The following is a 15,292-nucleotide window of genomic DNA, read 5'->3' as shown; positions in this document are numbered from 1 at the left end:
CGCGGTATGTGCGGGGATCTCGCGATCCCCGGCCCGGCGATCGTCCGGGTTGTCGAGAACCGCGGCGATCACGCACTGCACTTACGTCACAAGGGACCCTGCAGGGGACACAGGCATCACACGTGACATCAGAACCGTACGTCACATCAACCACACGCGAAAACCGCGTTCGCGAATTACAAACGCGTGATTACCTGCGAAAATGCCGTGAACTGGCGAAAGATCGGACCGTCGTCAAGGTCTCGAATTGGCAACAGACCGCCCGACACGCCGGACAGCGTCCGCGCGCGACCGGATGCAGATGGCATGGGCTCGGATCGTGCGCCGCGCAGCTGCGGTTCGGAGCAGGGCGCGAGGGGCCGGACTACTGACTGGAGGAGGGGGGTTCGCGATCTCGCGACGACGGTTCGTCCGAGGCGTCGACCGTCGCCTGCACGGGCCCCAGCGGGCCGGCGGCCTCGGCCTTGCGGGCGCGGACCCGGCGCACCCTGGCCAGCACGGCACCGGCCGCGACGACGAGGACCAGCAGGATGCCGACGATCGTCCAGTCCACGTTGGGACCGGTCATCGTGTCGATCATCTGGCGGGCCGCACCCGCCGGGTCGGTGAGGGTCAGTCCGTCGGTGGCCTGCTCCTGCACCACGCGGCTGAAGTCAGGCGACGAGCTGCCGACCGAGTTCGGACCCAGCACGATGACGGTGCCACCGACCTGATCCTGCAACTGGTTGGCGATGTCCCGGTAGAGGGTGAACCGCGGCTGCACCTGATCGACGACCACGAAGCTCACGTCGTGACCCTTGGACCCGGCGTACTCGACGACCTCGAGCATCCGGGGCAGTTGCTCGGGGGTCGCGCCGGCGACACCGTCGTCGGCGATGTCCCGGGACAGTTCGCCCATGTCGACTCCGACGAGTCCGGTGAGTTCGTTGTTCTCCGTGGGAGCTGCCAGCACCAGCGTCGTCGCCTGCGGACCCATCCGCCACCCCTGCCTCTCGAGATCACCGGGGTTGCGCGGACGTTGACAGCCGGTTTCGCGTCGGCGTCGAGTGCCCACTCGCCGAACCCCGCCCTGCACCGTACGACACAATGGAGTCGTCTGGGTATTCCGGTGTCGGCACGTCCGCCCGGCGCGTCCCGGGCCCGAGCTTGGTAACAGTACGCTCGTACTGTTAGACTGGACGATGTTGTCGCGGGTGGCCCTCGCGGACATCCGATGGCGCCGGTGCAGCCCGCCGGTGCAGAACGTCAGACCGCGCGGACACCGACGGAACGGGAGTGACGCCCGCCCGGCCGGAACCGCCCGACCGCAAGTGGATCATCGAGTAATCGCCGGCGCAGCCCGTCGGCACATGAGGAGAGTGGATTTAGACGTGAGTATCAATTCCTTCGGCGCCCGCGGCACGCTGGACGTCGGTGACAACAGCTACGAGATCTACCGTCTGAACGCCGTCGAGGGCACCGGCAAGCTCCCCTACGCGCTCAAGGTCCTGGCCGAGAACCTGCTCCGCACCGAAGACGGTGCCAACATCACCAAGGAGCACATCGAGGCCATCGCGAACTGGGATCCGAACGCCGAGCCGAGCATCGAGATCCAGTTCACCCCGGCCCGCGTGATCATGCAGGACTTCACCGGTGTGCCCTGCATCGTCGACCTCACGACGATGCGCGATGCGGTGAAGGAACTCGGCGGCGATCCCGACAAGGTCAATCCCCTCGCACCCGCCGAGATGGTCATCGACCACTCCGTCATCATCGAGGCCTTCGGCAACGCCCAGGCGTTCGAGCGCAACGTCGAGATCGAGTACCAGCGCAACGAGGAGCGCTACAAGTTCCTCCGCTGGGGCCAGGGTGCCTTCGACGACTTCCGCGTCGTGCCGCCGGGCACCGGCATCGTCCACCAGGTCAACATCGAGCACCTCGCCCGCTCGGTCATGGTCCGTGACGGCGTCGCCTACCCCGACACCTGCATCGGCACCGACTCGCACACCACGATGGAGAACGGCCTCGGCGTCCTGGGCTGGGGCGTCGGCGGCATCGAGGCCGAGGCCGCGATGCTCGGCCAGCCGGTCTCGATGCTCATCCCGCGCGTCGTCGGCTTCAAGCTCACCGGCTCGGCGAAGCCCGGCGTGACCGCCACCGACGTGGTCCTCACCATCACCGAGATGCTGCGCAAGCACGGTGTGGTCGGCAAGTTCGTCGAGTTCTACGGCAACGGCGTCGGCGAGGTCCCGCTCGCCAACCGCGCCACCATCGGCAACATGAGCCCCGAGTTCGGTTCCACCTGTGCGATGTTCCCCATCGACGAGGAGACCGTGAAGTACCTGCGGCTCACCGGCCGCAGCGAGGAGACGCTCGCGCTCGTCGAGGCCTACGCCAAGGAACAGGGCATGTGGCTGGAGAAGGACGCCGAAGAGGCGGTCTACTCCGAGTACCTCGAACTCGACCTCGCCGACGTCGTGCCCTCGATCGCCGGACCGAAGCGCCCCCAGGACCGCATCGAGCTGTGGGACGCCAAGAACGCATTCCGCAAGGACATCCACAACTACGTGGAGAACGGCAACTCGGCCCCGCAGACCAAGCTCGACGAGGCCGTCGAAGAGACCTTCCCGGCTTCGGATCCCGCGACGCTGTCCTTCGCCGACGACGGCGCCGAGCCGCTGCATTCGGCGGCGAACAACGCCGAGGGCCGCCCGACCAAGCCGGTCCGGGTCGATTCCGAGGAACGCGGCTCGATGATCCTCGACCACGGGATCGTGACCATCGCGTCGATCACCAGCTGCACCAACACGTCCAACCCGTCGGTCATGCTCGGCGCGGCACTTCTCGCCAAGAAGGCCGTCGAGAAGGGCCTGACCTCCAAGCCGTGGGTCAAGACGTCGATGGCCCCCGGTTCGCAGGTCGTCACGGGTTACTACGACAAGTCCGGCCTGTGGCCGTACCTGGAGAAGCTCGGTTTCTACCTCGTCGGTTACGGCTGCACCACCTGCATCGGCAACTCGGGTCCGCTGCCGGAGGAGATTTCCAAGGCCATCAACGAGCACGATCTGACGGCCACCGCCGTGCTGTCGGGCAACCGGAACTTCGAGGGTCGCATCAACCCCGACGTGAAGATGAACTACCTCGCGTCGCCGCCGCTGGTCATCGCCTACGCGCTGGCCGGCACGATGGACTTCGACTTCGAGTCCGACGCCCTGGGTCAGGACAACGACGGCAACGACGTCTTCCTCAAGGACATCTGGCCCACGAACGAGGAGATCGAGGCGACCATCGCGTCGTCGATCTCGCCGGAGCAGTACGCCTCGGACTACGCCGACGTCTTCAAGGGTGACGAGCGCTGGCAGAACCTGCCGACGCCGTCGGGCAAGACCTTCGAGTGGGATGAGAAGTCCACCTACGTCCGCAAGCCTCCGTACTTCGAGGGCATGCAGCGTGAGCCGGCACCGGTCACCGACATCAAGGGCGCTCGCGTCCTGGCCAAGCTGGGCGACTCGGTGACCACCGACCACATCTCCCCCGCCTCGACGATCAAGCCCGGCACCCCCGCCGCGCAGTACCTCGACGCCAACGGTGTGGCACGCAAGGACTACAACTCGCTCGGTGCCCGCCGCGGCAACCACGAGGTGATGATCCGCTCGACCTTCGGCAACATCCGCCTGCAGAACCAGCTGCTCGACGGTGTGACCGGCGGTTACACCCGCGACTTCACCCAGGAGGGTGCACCGCAGTCGTTCATCTACGACGCCGCGCAGAACTACGCCGAGCAGAACATCCCGCTCGTCGTGCTGGGCGGCAAGGAGTACGGCACCGGGTCGTCGCGCGACTGGGCCGCCAAGGGCACCAGCCTGCTCGGCGTCAAGGCCGTCATCACCGAGAGCTTCGAGCGCATCCACCGCTCGAACCTCATCGGCATGGGCGTGATCCCGCTGCAGTTCCCGGAGGGCGAGTCGCACAAGTCGCTGGGCCTCGACGGCACCGAGACCTTCGACATCGCCGGCATCGAGGAGCTGAACAACGGCACCACGCCGTCGACCGTGCACGTCACCGCCACCAAGGAGGACGGCTCGACGGTGGAGTTCGATGCGAAGGTGCGCATCGACACCCCCGGTGAGGCCGACTACTACCGCAACGGAGGCATCCTGCAGTACGTGCTGCGCAACATGATCAAGAGCTGACAGGAGGCACGCGACGTGCCCAAGGTCAGCGATGACCGGCTTGCCGCGCGTCGTCGGGAGATTCTCGACGGCGCGCGGCATTGCTTCGCGGAGTACGGATACGACGGCGCGACCGTCAAACGGATCGAAGAGTCCACCGGCTTGTCCCGGGGTGCGATCTTCCATCACTACCGGGACAAGGAAGCGCTGTTCCTCGCTCTCGCGCGTGAGGACGCCGAACGGATGGCCGATGTGGCGGCCGAGCAGGGTCTGGTGCAGGTCATGCGCGACATGCTCACCCGGCCGCAGGATTTCGACTGGCTCGGGACGCGCTTGGAGATCGCACGAAAACTGCGGACGGACAACAGCTTCCGGGCGGAGTGGGTGTCCTATTCGGCCGAGGTCGAGCAGGCGACACTCAGCCGGCTGGAACGCGGCCGCCAGGCGGGGCGCCTGCGCGACGACGTGCCGACGGACGTCCTGTTGAACTATCTCGACCTGGTGCTCGACGGCCTGATCACCCGGCTGGCGACCGGGCAGCCCACCGACGACCTACACGCCGTGCTCGACCTCGTCGAAGAGTCCGTGCGCGCGTCCGACTGAGCGCCTCATCCCGCCGTTCCGAGCCGAAGGTCATGGTCATCGTGCCGGCGGGTGTGTATCCCGCCCCGGTGACGGACGAGCCGAGTGGTGATCCATCCCACAGGAAGCGCAAAGGGTTAAGGAGTTCCTAACCTTACTTAGCTCACGCTAAGGTTCCGTGGTGAACTACGACAATTCCGGTCCGGCAGTCTCTCGCCGGACCCTCATGCGCTCCGCGGCCGGCGTCGGGGCCCTCGCCGCGTTCGGCGCGACCGCGACTCCGGCGCAGGCGGCGCCGGGGCAGACCGCGATCGTCATCGGCACCGGCTTCGGCGGCGCGGTGGCGGCCCGACGCCTCGGCGCGGCCGGGTTCAAGACAACGGTTTTCGAGCGCGGTCGCCGCTGGCCGATCCGCCCGGACGGCAACACCTTCGCCACGACGACCAATCCGGACAAACGCGCGGCGTGGTTCGGCAGCCCGGCCGGCGCAAGTGCGGCGAGCGGCATCCCGGTCGAACCGTACCCCGGCGTTCTCGATCACGTGATGGGCAACGGCGTCGAGGCCGTGTACGGCGCCGGCGTGGGCGGCGGGTCACTCGTCTTCGGCTCGTTCACGCCCGTCCCCCGCCGCCAGGACTTCGACCACATCTTCCCGGCGGCCGCGAACTACGCGCAGCTCTCCCAGACCTACTTCCCGCGCGCCAAGGCGGGGCTCGGCGTCTCGCCGCTGCCCGCGGACATCCTCGCCCATCCCAAGTACGTCGGCGCCCGCTCGTGGCTCAAGGTCATCGAGCGTTACGGCGCGTCACCGCACTTCTTCGACTTCGCCATCGACTGGGACATCGTCCGCGACGAACTCGCCGGCCGGGCCACCCCGTCGGTCTCCGCCGGCGAACTCAGCTACGGAGTCAACAGCGGCGCCAAGAAGTCACTCGACCGCAGCTACCTCCTCGCCGCCGAACGGACCGGCAACGTCTCCGTCAAGGCGATGCACGAGGTCTTCGACATCCGGCCCCGGTCGCGGCGCGCCGGATTCGTCGTCACCGCAAGGGTTCTCGACGAACAGGGGCGCACGGTACGCACCGTGACCAGCGAGGCCGATCATCTCTTCATGGCCGCGGGCTCCTTCCACACCACCAGGCTGCTGGTCGAGGCCCGCGCCCAGGGGCGCCTGCCACGGCTGTCGTCGCGCATCGGTGACGGCTTCGGCGTGAACGGCGACTTCCTCACCATCCGGGCGAACCCGCGCGAGGACTTCGGTGCCGTCCAGGGCGGACCGGGCTACGCCCGGATCTACGAGGACGACCTGCCCGGCGGGCCGGTCTCGATGGTCTATCAGGCCACCCCGCTGCCCGCCCCGCTCGGCAAGGCCGCGACCACCCACCTGGTGCAGGCGCACACCGACGAGCGCGGCACGATCGACTACGACCACCGCACGCGGCGCGCACAGCTGAACTACCCCCACCCGGCCGACCGCAATGATCTCGACCGCCGCAGCAATGCGTTCATCGCACGGTTCCACGAACGCACCGAGGGCCGCTTCGGCTTCCGCGCGAACGGCACTCACATATCATCGCGAGCGCTCGGATTCGGTTCCGCGAGCACGTATCACGGACTCGGCGGCGTGGTGATGGGCGCGGCGGCCGACATGGACGGCGGCGTACGCGGGTACGACAACCTGTGGGTCGTCGACGGCTCGTTCGTCCCGGGCGCCGTGGGTCTGGTGAATCCCGCGCTGACGATCACCGCCCTCGCGGAACGCACCATGGACAGGTTTCTCGCGACGCACTGAGGATCTGCGAAATCGGACACGGCGCTAGGGTAATGTGACTCGCACCACCCCGAACGATCGTTAGATACGGTCGTTCGGGGTGACCATCCCTTCGTCACGAGGAGCGCCACCCTTGTTCCCTGGAGTCTTCGCGAAATCCACTCCCGACAAGCCGGCCGTCATCCGTGCCGCGACCGGTGAGGAACTGACCTACCGCCAGCTGGACGAGAACTCAACCCGGCTCGCCAACTACCTCGAGTCACTGGGCCTCCGGCGCGGTGACAACATCGCCGTGGTCTCGGCCAACGACTTCCACGTCTTCGAGGTGTACTGGGCGGCACTGCGCAGCGGCCTGTACGTGACCGCCGTCAATCACCATCTCACCGCAGCCGAGACCAACTACATCCTCTCCGACTGCAACGCGCAGGTCCTGTTCGCCGGCGCATCCGTCGTCGACGCCGTGGCGACGTCCGGGGAGATCGAGGCACTGACGGGTCCGGGGCGACGCGTCGTCTGGGGTGGGGATCTCGACGGCTTCGAGAGTTATGACAAGGTCCTGGCGAATGCGTCGGCCGAGCCGCGCACCGATCAGCCGCGCGGTACCGACATGCTCTACTCCTCCGGGACCACCGGACGCCCCAAGGGCATCAAGACACCGATGCCGGAGGGACAGGTCGACCAGGTGCCCGACGCCTACACCGCGATCTTCGCGCCGATGTACGGCTACGACGACACCGCCGTCTACCTCTCCCCCGCGCCGCTGTATCACGCTGCGCCACTGCGCTATTGCGGGATGACGAACTCGGTGGGCGGCACCGTCGTCATGATGGACCGGTTCGATCCCGAGGCGGCCCTCGCCGCCATCGAGAAGTACCGCGTGACCCACAGCCAGTGGGTTCCCACCATGTTCATCCGGATGCTCAAGCTCCCCGCCGACGTCCGCACGAAGTACGACGTCAGCAGCCTCAAGGTGGCGGTGCACGCCGCCGCACCGTGCCCCGTCGAGGTCAAGCGCGCGATGATCGAGTGGTGGGGACCGGTCATCCACGAGTACTACGCGTCGACCGAGGCCGCCGGTGCAACCTTCATCGGTCCGCAGGAGGCGCTGGATCATCCGGGTTCGGTGGGCAAACCGCTACTCGGCGTGGTCCACATCTGCGACGAGGACGGCAGGGAACTGCCGACCGGTGAGGTCGGCCAGGTGTACTTCGAACGCGAGGAGGTGGCCTTCCAGTACCACAACGACCCGGACAAGACCCGCAAGGCCCAGCACCCCGAGCACGAGAACTGGTCCACCACGGGCGATGTCGGGTATGTCGACGACGAAGGCTATCTGTACCTGACCGACCGCAAGGCGTTCATGATCATCTCCGGCGGCGTCAACATCTATCCGCAGGAGGCCGAGAACGTCCTCATCAACCACCCCGCGGTGTTCGATGTCGCGGTGATCGGCGTTCCCGACGCCGACCTCGGCGAGGTCGCGAAGGCGTGCGTCCAGCTCGCCGACGGCATCGAGCCCACCGATCGGCTCGCCGAGGAACTGATCGCGTTCACCAGCGACAACATCGCGGCGTACAAGGCGCCTCGATCGGTCGACTTCGTCGACGACCTACCTCGTACGCCCACCGGAAAGCTCGTGAAAGGCGATCTGCGCAAGCGGTATTGGCCGGAGACGCCGGTCGGCTGAGGCGCCGGGCACTCGCCGAGTCACTCCCCCTGCCGCCGGACATTAGCTTACGCTAAGCTAATTAGCACTGAGTGTGTCCGATGTTCGGACACCGACGAATCGACCGGTGCCGCACCACGGTTCGGGGCTGGGAGTACAGGGTTTGAACGCGCGAGACGGGCACACGGCTCCTACGGTGGCCGACCGGGTCGTCGCACGACTGGTCGACGCCGGTGTGCGTACCGCCTTCGGCGTCCACGGCGCCAACATCGAAGACGTCTTCGACGCGGCTGTGCGGCACCCGCGACTCGCCCCGGTCGTCGCCAAGCACGAGTTCGGCGCCGGCGCGATGGCCGACGGGCACACGCGGCTCACCGGTGAGCCGACCGCGGTCCTGACGACGTCGGGCGGCGGGGCACTCAATGTCGTACCGGCACTGGGCGAGGCCTACGACAGCCGCGTTCCGGTGATCGCCCTGATCGGTTCGGCACCGACACCCGCGGTGGGACGCGGCGGGTTCCAGGACATGCTCGACCCGCCCGACACCGTCGACCTGCGTGCCGTGTTGTCCGGCGTGGTCGGCTTCTGCGGGCTGGTCGACGAGCCCTCCCGTCTCGACGGGGTTCTCGACGAGGCATTCGCCACCACGGCGCGGGGGCTACCGGCCGCGGTGATCCTGCCGAAAGACGTCCAGACGTCGCCCTGGACCGAAGCACATTCGCCACCGGCGAGGCCGGCAGACCTCGCATCGGTACCGGCCGCAACGGTCGACGATCTCGCCGACCGCCTCGCGGAGGTGTCGCGAGCCGGCGGGACCGTGTGCATCTGGGCCGGCGAGGAAGCATCCCGGCTCGGGCTGGCGGATGCCGTCGACGATCTCGCGGGCCTCCTCGGCGCCGCTGTCGTGGTCTCCCCGGGCGGCCGCGACATCGGCCGTACGTCGTGTTCCGGGGTCACCGGCGTGATGGGACATCCGTCGGCACACCGGGCCGTGCGCGATGCGCAGTTGATCCTGGCGATCGGCTGCCGAATGTCGATGACGGACCGCGCGGGCCTCGACGACGCCTTGGCGACGATCCCGGTCGTCCATCTCGGCGGCGCGCCGCCGCGCACCGCGGCCGCCGTCGAGCACATCGCCACGCAACGTCTCACCGACACCGTCGGCGCGCTCCACCGGTCGCTCGCCGACCGGGTTCCCGGACCTCGCCCACCCCGGGTCCATCCGATCGAGCATCTGGAGGTCGTCCCGTCGGCGACGGCTGTCGGTATGCGCGACGCGCTCGTCACCATCGGCGACGCGCTCCCCACGGGCTGCGCGGTGTTCGCCGACGCCGGGAACACCGGTGCCGCGGCGATCCACCACCTCCCGTTCGGCGTCGGCCGGTTCGTCGTCGCATTGGGTATGGGCGGGATGGGGTGGGCGATCGCCGCGGGAATCGGGTCCGCGATCGCCGCGCGCCGTCCCATCCCGGGCGGCCGGATCGTCGTCATCGCCGGTGACGGCTCGTTCCTCATGCACGGCATGGAGATCCACACCGCGATCGAACACGACGCGCCGATCACCCTGATCGTCCTCAACAACGACGCGCACGGCATGTGCGTCACCCGCGAGGCCCGCTTCTTCCCCGGGGCGCCGAGCGTCAACAGGTTCCGTCACACCGACGTCGCGGGCGGGCTCGACGCGATGTTCGCCGGCCTGGCGGTCCGCTCCGCCCCGGACCTGGAGACCCTGCGTGCGGCGTGCGACGAGCTGCTGTCGCGTCCCGGACCGAATTGCATCGTCGTGGATGTCGATCCCGACGAAGCACCCCCGTTCGCCCCACTGATCGCGAGAGGCACTCCATGACCACGCACTCCTCGGCCCTGTCCGACCTCGGGGACACCGCGGCCACGCTCGACGGCGTGGTCCGGGTGGAGACCCACCCCCGCTCCGCCAACACCGCACTCGTCGTCGACAAGGTCCGCTCGGTGTATCCCCATCACCAGGTGTTCGGCGACTACTGCCCTGTCCAGGGATACGTCGACGCACCTCCCCGCGAACTGTTCGAGTGGCTCGCCGACACGCGTTCACTCGAGGAATGGACCTACAGCACACGGGATTTCACGGAAACCGAGGAACCGGGCCTGTGGGTCGGCCACGATCGCCTGAACGAGGACACGAAGATCTACGTCCGCACGGTGGCCAACGCCGACGCCATGACCGTCGACTATCACTGCGCGTGGGATCAGGGAAAGCATCTGTGGATGATCTACCTGATGCGCGTGGTCGACGCACAGCTCGTTCTCGACCGCCCCGGTTCGGTGGTCCTGTGGAACAACTGCCACCACCCGTTCTACGACGAGAACCCGTACCCCGACACCGCGCCTGCCGGTCGTGAGGAGTGGGTCGGCGACCTGTGGGACATGTTCGGCGCCGGACACCAGATCGAACTCGACAATCTCACGGCCATCGCCGAACACCGCCACCGCAACGGACTTCCGCTGACCCCCGAATGGATGCGCTCATGACCGCGATCGCCCCGGCCGTCGCCCTCGCCGATCTCGCCACCTACCGGCCCGCCGCACGGGTGCCCGCGGAGTTCTTCGCGCAGTTCGCCGAGGACGACGAACTCGCCGACAACGTCATGTTCCGGGCACCGGCCTTCCGCCACCATGCGGCCGACGGCGAGACCTCCGCGGACATGATCGTCGCGGCTGCGCGCCGGCTCCGGGACCGGCACGGCGACGGTTACCTCGATGACGTGGACGTCGTGCTCACCCACAGTCAGCTGCCGGAGGTCCCGGTCCGCGGGTGCGTGGGCGAGGTCGCCCACCGCCTCGGACTCGCTCCGCGGACCGTGCTCGATGTGCACAACGGCGGCTGTGCCGCGTTCGTCCATCTGATCGAGATCGCCGGCGCGCTCCTCCGCGCCGGCGGCGGTCGAAAAGCCCTGATCGGGTTGGCGCAGAACAGCGCCGGTCAGATCTTCACCCAGGAGCAGGTGCGCGTGAAGGCGCAGGCCGCGATTCCCGGAGACGGGGCGGCGGTCGCCACCCTGACGCTCGGGGATGCGGGGAACCCGGTGCTGGGCACCGAATCCCGGTCCTTCGGCCAGTTCTCGGCGGACATGACCGCCGTCGCCCAGCCGGAGCGCAAGTACTGGGAGGCGGGTCCGGGCCAGATCCACGTCGGTTTCACCGAGGCGAAGATCGCGAAGGTCCTGGCCCGCGGAAACCGGATGGTTCCGGAAGTGGCTGTTGCGCTGGCCGATCGGATCGGCATTCGACCCGCCGACCTGGACGTCCTCGTCACCAATCAGCCGAACCGGATCTTCCTGCGCAACTGGCGCGAGGCCCTCGAGTTGCCCGAGTCGCGACATCCGGACACCTTCGACGAGTGCGGCAACCTGTTCGCGGTCGGGATACCGATGACACTCGACGCGGCGATCGACGACGGACGTGTCCGCCCCGGAGACGTCGTGATGATGTCGGCGTTCGCCCATGCGGGCGACTTCGCCGCCGCCGGCGCGATCCGGTGGAGCGGGCGTTCGTGACCGTCGTCCTCCCCGAACCGTCGGGTGCACGCCTCGAACAGGCGCCCACGCGGTCGACGGACATCGTGCGATGCGACCGGAACGAGTCCGCGTACCCACCTCTTCCCGCCGTCGTCTCCGCGCTGCGTCGCCACTCGGGCGACGCGCACCACTATCCGTCCTTCCGTCCCGAGCACCTGCGGACGACGATCGCCGAGCACATCGGATCGGAGGCCGACAACATCACCATCGGCGCGGGTGCGACCGCGGTTCTGTCGGCGATGTTGCAGGACTCAGCGGCGCGGTTCCGGACCGCCGGCTGTCGGACACCTCGAATCGCCACCCCGGCACCGACCTTCGAAGGCTTCGCACTGCTCGCCGGCATGATCGGGATGATGCTCGACACGACCCCGCTGCTCGACGACGGGCGCCCCGACATGACCGCGCTCGCCGCGGCGGCCGGCCCTGACACAGCGGCCGTCATCGTCTGCAGCCCCCACAACCCGACCGGATCGGTGGTCACCGACGACGAGATCCGGGGATTGCTGGCGACCGTCGACGCGTCCACTCCGGTGATCCTCGATCAGGCCTACGTCGAGTACAGCTCGACTGCGCCCGACATCGGGACGCTGCTGGCCGAGCATCCCAATCTGATCGTGGTGCGGACCTTCTCCAAGGCCCACGGCCTCGCGGGCCTGCGTGTCGGATACGCGATCGGATCGGCGACTTCGATCCGCGGCGCGCGGCGCCACGAAGTCCCCTTCTCGATCACCGCGGCCGCCGAGCAGGCGGCGTCGCTCGCGCTCGCGGCCTCCGACGAACTGGCCGGCCGGGTGACGGCGATGCGCCGCGAACGCGACCGTCTCGCCGCCGCCCTGGACGACGCGGGCCATCCGGCGCTGCCGAGCGAGGCCAACTTCCTGTACGTCCCGGGGGCCGGCGGCCTCGAGTTCGGTCGACGGTTGCGGTCCGCCGGAGTCGTCGGCCGGGAGTTCGACGGTCACGGACACCGGCTGACGGTGCCTGACCGGGCCGGTACCGACCTGGTGATCGCCGCGATCAGGCGAGCTCGATGAGCTCCTGGTACTCGTCGCTCCAGTGGTCCTCGGTGCCGTCCGGCAACAGGATGACGCGCTGCGGGTCGAGAGCGGCAGCCGCCCCGGGGTCGTGCGTGACGAGTACGACAGCGCCGGTGTAGCTCCGGAGGGCGTCGAGGACCTGTTCGCGCGAGATCGGGTCGAGGTTGTTCGTCGGCTCGTCGAGGAGCAGCACGTTCGCCGCCGACGACACGAGACCGGCCAGCGTGAGACGGGTCTTCTCGCCGCCCGACAGGGTGCCCGCCGGCTGGTCGAGCTGCGGACCGGTGAACATGAACGCGCCCAACAGGCTTCGGAGATCCTGCTCGCCCGCGTCGGGTGCGGCGTGCCGGATGTTCTCCCACACGGTCGCCTGGTCGTCGAGGGTGTCGTGTTCCTGGGCGAAGTAGCCGATCTTCAGCCCGTAACCGGGCTCGAGGCGACCGGTGTCCGGCTTCTCCACCCCGGCAAGCATTTTCAGCAGCGTCGTCTTGCCCGCGCCGTTGAGACCCAGGACGACGACTCGACTGCCCTTGTCGATCGCCAGATCGACGCCGGTGAAGATCTCCAGCGAGCCATAGCTTTTCGAGAGACCAGACGTCATCAGCGGGGTCTTGCCGCAGGCGGCGGGTTCGGGGAAGCGGATCCGCGCCGTACGGTCGGCCACCCGCTCGTCGTCGAGCGCGTCGATCATCCGCTCGGCCCGCTTCAGCATGTTCTGGGCGGCCGTGGCCTTGGTCGCCTTGGCACCCAGCTTCGCGGCCTGCGTGCGCAGTGCGGACGCCTTCTTCTCCGCGTTGGCCCGTTCGCGACGACGACGCTGCTCGTCGGTTGCACGCGCGTCCAGGTACCGCTTCCAGGTCATGTTGTAGATGTCGGCCTCACCGCGCACCGCGTCGAGGAACCAGACCCGGTTCACCACATCGGCGAGCAGGTCGACATCGTGACTGATCACGACGAGCCCGCCCTCATGGTTCTGCAAGAAGCCGCGCAGCCAGGCGATGGAGTCGGCGTCGAGGTGGTTGGTCGGCTCGTCGAGCAGCAGGGTGGTGTCGGATTTACCGGAGCCGTCGGACGCCGCGAACAGGATGCGGGCCAGTTCGATGCGTCGACGCTGACCACCGGAGAGCGTGCGCAGCGGCTGGTTGAGGACGCGGTCCGGCAGACCCAGGCTGTTGCAGATGCGGGCGGCCTCGGACTCGGCGACGTACCCGCCGAGGGACGAGAAGCGCTCTTCGAGGCGTCCGTAGCGGGCGACCGCCTTGTCGCGGAGTTTGTCGTCGGCGGCCTCGGCCATCGCCGCCTGCTGCTTCTCCATGTCGCGCAGGATCTCGTCGAGCCCACGCGCGGAGAGCACCCGATCCTTGGCGAGGACGTCCAGATCACCCTCTTTGGGATCCTGCGGGAGGTAGCCGAGTTCACCGGAGCGGCGGATCGAACCCGCGTAGGGTTCGGTCTCCCCCGCAAGTATGCGCAATGTGGTGGTCTTCCCCGCACCGTTGCGGCCCACGAGGCCGATGCGGTCGCCGGGCTGGATGCGCAGCGCATCGCCGGGCGCCGACAGCAGGGTCCGAGCGCCCGCTCGTACCTCAAGGTCGGTCGCGGTGATCACGACGTTCCATTCTACCGGTGCCGCGCCACTGGTTTGACCACGCGCTCATCGCCGGCGACGCCACCGACTCCGCCCGCGGCGACACGGTGGACCGATACGGTGTGGAGCGTGACGCACTCCACAACGATTCCGCAGAACTTTCCCCAATCCTCCGACCTCACGGGACGCTCGGCACTGGTCACCGGCGCCAGTCGCGGCATCGGAGAGGCGATCGCGACCGAACTCGCCCGGCGCGGCGCCTCGGTCGTCATCACCAGCCGCAAGGCCGAGCCCCTCGAGGAGGCGGCCGGCCGGATTCGTGAGTCGGTGCCCGGCGCGACCGTCTCGGTGTGCGCGGCCAACACCGGTGACGCCGACGACCGGTCGGCTGCGGTGGCCGCGGCCGTCGCCCAGGGCGGTATCCACATCCTCGTCAACAACACCGGCATCGCGCCGCTGGCCGGCCCGCTGATGGGCGCCGATCTCTCCGCGTACCGCAAGACCTTCGACACCAACGTGGTCGCCGCGCTGGGGTTCGTCCAGGAGGCCTACCGGGCGGGGATGAAGGAGACCGGCGGTTCGATCGTCAACATCGCGTCCGTGGCGGGCCTGCGGTCGACGGGGGTGATCGCGGCCTACGGCACGTCGAAGGCGGCGCTGATCCGCCTCACCGCCGAACTCGCCTGGGAACTGGGGCCGAACATCCGGGTCAATGCGATCGCCCCGTCGGTCGTGCGGACGAAGTTCGCCTCGGTGTTCACCGAGGGCGACAACGAGGCACGCGTCGCGAGTTCGTATCCGCTGAAGCGCATCGGCGAGCCGGAGGACGTCGCCCGCGCCGTCGCGTTCCTCGCGAGCGACGAGTCGGCGTGGATCACCGGCGAAACCCTCACCGTCGACGGTGGCATGCTGGCCACCGGCGGTTCGTGAGCCTCCTGCCCGA

General features: G+C 68.3%; 11 protein-coding genes. 9 read left to right on the top strand and 2 right to left on the bottom strand.

What is annotated here, in order from left to right:
• Nucleotides 1–364: 364 nt before the first annotated feature.
• Complete coding sequence (locus tag AC3B6C_RS19285; protein ID WP_488373783.1) at nt 365–976, bottom strand: Rv1476 family membrane protein; 612 nt, start codon at nt 974–976, stop codon at nt 365–367.
• Between the two features lie 373 nt (nt 977–1,349).
• Between AC3B6C_RS19285 and AC3B6C_RS19280 the strand changes: the two genes are divergently transcribed.
• The 8 genes from AC3B6C_RS19280 (at nt 1,350) to AC3B6C_RS19245 (ending at nt 12,758) form a co-directional block, all read left to right on the top strand.
• A complete protein-coding gene (locus AC3B6C_RS19280; protein WP_148281189.1) occupies nt 1,350–4,172 on the top strand; it encodes an aconitate hydratase in 2,823 nt (940 codons plus the stop codon).
• A 15-nt stretch (nt 4,173–4,187) separates the two neighbouring features.
• Nucleotides 4,188–4,754, top strand: a complete 567-nt coding sequence (locus AC3B6C_RS19275) for a TetR/AcrR family transcriptional regulator (protein ID WP_010841036.1) — start codon at nt 4,188–4,190, stop codon at nt 4,752–4,754.
• Between the two features lie 205 nt (nt 4,755–4,959).
• A complete protein-coding gene (locus AC3B6C_RS19270) occupies nt 4,960–6,525 on the top strand; it encodes a GMC oxidoreductase (protein ID WP_488376309.1) in 1,566 nt (521 codons plus the stop codon).
• 112 nt (nt 6,526–6,637) lie between these two features.
• Entirely contained in the window at nt 6,638–8,191 is a 1,554-nt protein-coding gene (locus tag AC3B6C_RS19265; protein ID WP_488373782.1) for an AMP-binding protein, read from the top strand.
• Between the two features lie 175 nt (nt 8,192–8,366).
• Nucleotides 8,367–10,016, top strand: a complete 1,650-nt coding sequence (locus AC3B6C_RS19260) for a thiamine pyrophosphate-binding protein (RefSeq protein ID WP_488373781.1) — start codon at nt 8,367–8,369, stop codon at nt 10,014–10,016.
• A complete protein-coding gene (locus AC3B6C_RS19255; protein ID WP_014926687.1) occupies nt 10,013–10,678 on the top strand; it encodes a hypothetical protein in 666 nt (221 codons plus the stop codon). Before AC3B6C_RS19260 ends, AC3B6C_RS19255 begins: the two co-directional genes overlap by 4 nt.
• Nucleotides 10,675–11,703 carry a 3-oxoacyl-ACP synthase III family protein gene (locus tag AC3B6C_RS19250; RefSeq protein ID WP_488373780.1) on the top strand — a complete coding sequence of 343 codons (1,029 nt, stop codon included), beginning with the start codon at nt 10,675–10,677 and terminating at the stop codon, nt 11,701–11,703. The genes AC3B6C_RS19255 and AC3B6C_RS19250 overlap by 4 nt, the downstream gene beginning before the upstream one ends.
• Nucleotides 11,700–12,758, top strand: a complete 1,059-nt coding sequence (locus AC3B6C_RS19245) for a pyridoxal phosphate-dependent aminotransferase (RefSeq protein ID WP_488373779.1) — start codon at nt 11,700–11,702, stop codon at nt 12,756–12,758. The genes AC3B6C_RS19250 and AC3B6C_RS19245 overlap by 4 nt, the downstream gene beginning before the upstream one ends.
• Here AC3B6C_RS19245 and AC3B6C_RS19240 read toward each other — a convergent pair.
• On the bottom strand, nt 12,742–14,370 hold the full coding sequence (locus AC3B6C_RS19240; RefSeq protein ID WP_010841029.1) for an ABC-F family ATP-binding cassette domain-containing protein: 1,629 nt from the start codon (nt 14,368–14,370) through the stop codon (nt 12,742–12,744). The two genes, AC3B6C_RS19245 and AC3B6C_RS19240, sit on opposite strands and share 17 nt — an antisense overlap.
• A 99-nt stretch (nt 14,371–14,469) precedes the next feature.
• Between AC3B6C_RS19240 and AC3B6C_RS19235 the strand changes: the two genes are divergently transcribed.
• A complete protein-coding gene (locus tag AC3B6C_RS19235) occupies nt 14,470–15,279 on the top strand; it encodes an SDR family oxidoreductase (protein ID WP_488373778.1) in 810 nt (269 codons plus the stop codon).
• Nucleotides 15,280–15,292: the final 13 nt, after the last annotated feature.

The organism is Gordonia sp. 11cp, assembly GCF_057767225.1.
This window is presented reverse-complemented; position numbering and strand designations above follow the sequence as displayed.

What these genes read in the sequence shown, in the direction of transcription:
- AC3B6C_RS19285 (WP_488373783.1), bottom strand. Translation starts at nt 976, where the DNA reads ATGGGTCCGCAGGCGACGACGCTGGTGCTGGCAGCTCCCACGGAGAAC.
- AC3B6C_RS19280 (WP_148281189.1), top strand. Translation starts at nt 1,350, where the DNA reads ATGAGGAGAGTGGATTTAGACGTGAGTATCAATTCCTTCGGCGCCCGC.
- AC3B6C_RS19270 (WP_488376309.1), top strand. Translation starts at nt 4,960, where the DNA reads ATGCGCTCCGCGGCCGGCGTCGGGGCCCTCGCCGCGTTCGGCGCGACC.
- AC3B6C_RS19255 (WP_014926687.1), top strand. Translation starts at nt 10,013, where the DNA reads ATGACCACGCACTCCTCGGCCCTGTCCGACCTCGGGGACACCGCGGCC.
- AC3B6C_RS19250 (WP_488373780.1), top strand. Translation starts at nt 10,675, where the DNA reads ATGACCGCGATCGCCCCGGCCGTCGCCCTCGCCGATCTCGCCACCTAC.